This is a genomic window from Enterobacter sp. 342 (assembly GCF_036663495.1).
GTDB lineage: Bacteria > Pseudomonadota > Gammaproteobacteria > Enterobacterales > Enterobacteriaceae > Enterobacter.
Window position 1 is genome coordinate 1 of record NZ_JAWUEI010000088.1, and the last position, 2619, is coordinate 2619.

The 2619-nt window shown below is 52.4% G+C and carries 6 protein-coding genes; all 6 read right to left on the reverse strand.

The window, feature by feature from the left end; translation table 11 throughout:
- Window positions 1-196 precede the first annotated feature (196 nt).
- Genes V6E55_RS25200 through V6E55_RS25225 form a run of 6 tightly spaced genes read right to left on the reverse strand, consistent with a single transcriptional unit; the run spans window position 197 to window position 2552 of the window.
- Window positions 197-1006 (reverse strand): antitermination protein Q, encoded by an 810-nt coding sequence (locus V6E55_RS25200; protein WP_316944108.1) that lies wholly within the window; start codon window positions 1004-1006, stop codon window positions 197-199.
- Entirely contained in the window at window positions 1006-1122 is a 117-nt protein-coding gene (locus V6E55_RS25205) for a hypothetical protein (RefSeq protein ID WP_088244096.1), read from the reverse strand. The genes V6E55_RS25200 and V6E55_RS25205 overlap by 1 nt, the downstream gene beginning before the upstream one ends.
- The gene (locus tag V6E55_RS25210; RefSeq protein ID WP_316944109.1) at window positions 1109-1309 is read right to left on the reverse strand and encodes a hypothetical protein; all 201 of its coding nucleotides are present in this window, start codon (window positions 1307-1309) and stop codon (window positions 1109-1111) included. The genes V6E55_RS25205 and V6E55_RS25210 overlap by 14 nt, the downstream gene beginning before the upstream one ends.
- Window positions 1306-1947, reverse strand: coding sequence for a recombination protein NinG (locus tag V6E55_RS25215; RefSeq protein ID WP_045269958.1), 642 nt, complete (start codon window positions 1945-1947; stop codon window positions 1306-1308). The genes V6E55_RS25210 and V6E55_RS25215 overlap by 4 nt, the downstream gene beginning before the upstream one ends.
- Window positions 1940-2110: a NinE family protein gene (locus tag V6E55_RS25220; protein WP_316944110.1), complete on the reverse strand. Its 171-nt coding sequence runs from the start codon at window positions 2108-2110 to the stop codon at window positions 1940-1942. Before V6E55_RS25220 ends, V6E55_RS25215 begins: the two co-directional genes overlap by 8 nt.
- Complete coding sequence (locus V6E55_RS25225) at window positions 2103-2552, reverse strand: recombination protein NinB (RefSeq protein ID WP_206461942.1); 450 nt, start codon at window positions 2550-2552, stop codon at window positions 2103-2105. Before V6E55_RS25225 ends, V6E55_RS25220 begins: the two co-directional genes overlap by 8 nt.
- Window positions 2553-2619: the final 67 nt, after the last annotated feature.

Below are 2619 nucleotides of genomic sequence, written 5' to 3' on the forward strand. Positions count from 1 at the left end.
TGTGTTGAATTTGCGCCGGGCATGGCGTGAGATTTACTTCAGGAAAATAAAAAGCCCCGCGTGATTGCGAGGCTTGAGTTTTTTTGGCTTCGGAACGACTGAACGAATTCCCAGCGTTAGAGATAAATCTATCCAGTTTTTCCGCGAAATGCAATACCAATTTCCTATATATTTTCAGTATTATGGAAAATTATTTTCATCTCGTTACTTTTGAGAGAATGGCATCAGCCATAGACTCCTGCTTATGGCATTCGGCGACAAGTTCCTCAAAGAGCGGCTGAAGTTGGTCATAGGCCGCCGTTTTCTTTATCTCCGCAACAGTATTAATTCCCTCTATCACCGTTGAGAACTTCAGTCTGGCGTAACCTCTTCCACCGCAGCGGTCACAGGCTTTCATCACCGGAACGCCCTGGTGTTCGCTTTCTGCTTTGTCCAGCACCTTGCCTTTGCCATGGCAGCGACACGAATTGCTGATAACGCCCTTTCCGTTACACGGCTTGCATTTGACCCGCACCACCTCACGCGCCTGCGTCCAGCTCTCCCAGTCACTTGGGCGAACGGCCCGCGACATTTTCGACCAGTACGGCGGTTTCCCCCATGGATATGAGACCTTGTTGGTAAAAACTTGTGCCTCTGTAAATCCGCTACCATCACAGCAATCACATTTTCGAGTGCTGGCAGCACTTCTTGAATAATCCTGGTATGCAAAAGCGCAGAGAACCTTAAGCACGCCTGACTGAGCTGATTCATCGAGTTCCGACAGTGCTCTGAATTTACCTGATAACTTACGTGCCTGCTCATAGAGTCTCTCCAGTGCTATATCTGGGCTACTAATGCCGATTTTCGAGAGGTAAAGATCGAAACCAAACCCACACTTATGGCCGGCAAGACCAAGTGCCGCCATAACGTCAGTGCCGGTGAGGCTGTCTGATGCGGTTGCGCGAGGAGAGTCACTGAACATCGGTGATTTAGGCGCAAAGTATTTAGCGATTGATTCGAGGTTCATTATGCGGCTTCCTTCTGTGGCTGGTTGGTTTTGGTCTGGCTGTGCTTTGCTACTGGTGGCAGGTTGGCGCGCTTAACGCTTTCGGCCTGATACTTTTCGATATCAGCTCTGGTCATGATTCCACCACTCCCGTGCTGACTTTCTGTATTCAGGGTTTTCCGTCTGACAGATAATCTCAGCGCGATCGCCACCTATCAGCTCACGAGCTTTCGCATACAGCCTTTCTCTTTTAGAAAGCTGTGTCGTTTCATACCAGGTGCTGGCAACGAACTTTCTCGCTTCAACTGGAGTGAATGTCTTCACGCTGCCTCCCGCTGTTTCAGTGCTTTGAGCTTGACGCGGTACTTATCGCGGATCCGGATGAAGTCTTCCCGGCGGTAGTTGGTCATCTCATGGGGGCCATTGAGCCAGTCGACGTATTCCTGGCCGTAACGAGCGACCAGGCCAGCTTCGTATTGCTGCGCGACCGTCGCCTCTTTGGCGGTGTATTTGCCCGCTCCCGCATTACACGATTTGCACTGCTTATGGGCGTTGCGCTCTTCAAAGCGCAATTCAGGGTTAGCGCCGACCGTTTTGAAGTGGCCGCAGTCCCACTGGCCGCCGTGCAGATCCGGGGGATTGGTCTCTCCGCAGCTGATGCATGGCAAATCGGCGTCGCGCGCCCGGATGTAGGCGTTGAATGCCTGCTGAGCCTGCGCTTTGTAGTAACCTGCTGGCCGTAGCTCTGCCAGGCGTTCCTTGCGGCGCTTGCGCCCGGCCTTCTCGGCTTCCTTCTGCTCCTTAATGCGCTTAGCTGCGGCTTTCACCTTCTCCTTTTCGCGCTCTTCCATCGCGAGGATTGCGCCGTGCTCCGGGCAGCACCAGCGGATCCGAATATCGTGGAATTTCGGCACGAAGTATTCACCGCAAACTTTGCACTTACGGCGGGATGGTTTACGCACGTTTCCTCCTTGCCGCGAGACGCAGCCATTTCTGATCCACCAAGCGGGCGGTGTAATCTTTAAAGGTCGGTATATCGGACGGCTTAACCACCGCATTACGCTTGCGGCGTGCCGGAACGCGGAATATTTCATTAGTGATAACGCGGCAAAGTGGGCTACTCATTGCGCTCACCCCAGCGTTTAGCCCATTCAATTTCGAGGCGTGATTTTTCGCTGAACTTGACGTTCTGCTGAGTGCCAAACCAGTAGATAGCCTCAATCACCTCGACCATCTGGCGGACAGTCATCTTACTGGTGCGCTGACCGAACATCACAACGCCACCATCAAGGCCGGGGGCCATGCGCTGCTCTTGCTTTTTGGACTTGGCAACCATTGCGGTGATCAGGTCTTTCCAGTCGTCAGAATCGTACTTATTGCCAAACCACGTAACCTGGTCGGAAAGGTCTTTAAGCAGCGGCCACATTTTTTTGTTCTGATCGAGTGTGCGCGTCATCTCCTTGATATCGAGAACTAACGGGCGCTTGGCGTCCACCGGCAGTTCTCGGATGAAGTTGATAGCGTTTTGCTTGATAGCGTCGTTGATGAGGTGGAATTGCTGTTTCATACGCCACCTCCGAGAGGTAACGCAGAATGCAGAAAATCGCAGGTGCATTTCTGCATCTGTGACAAGG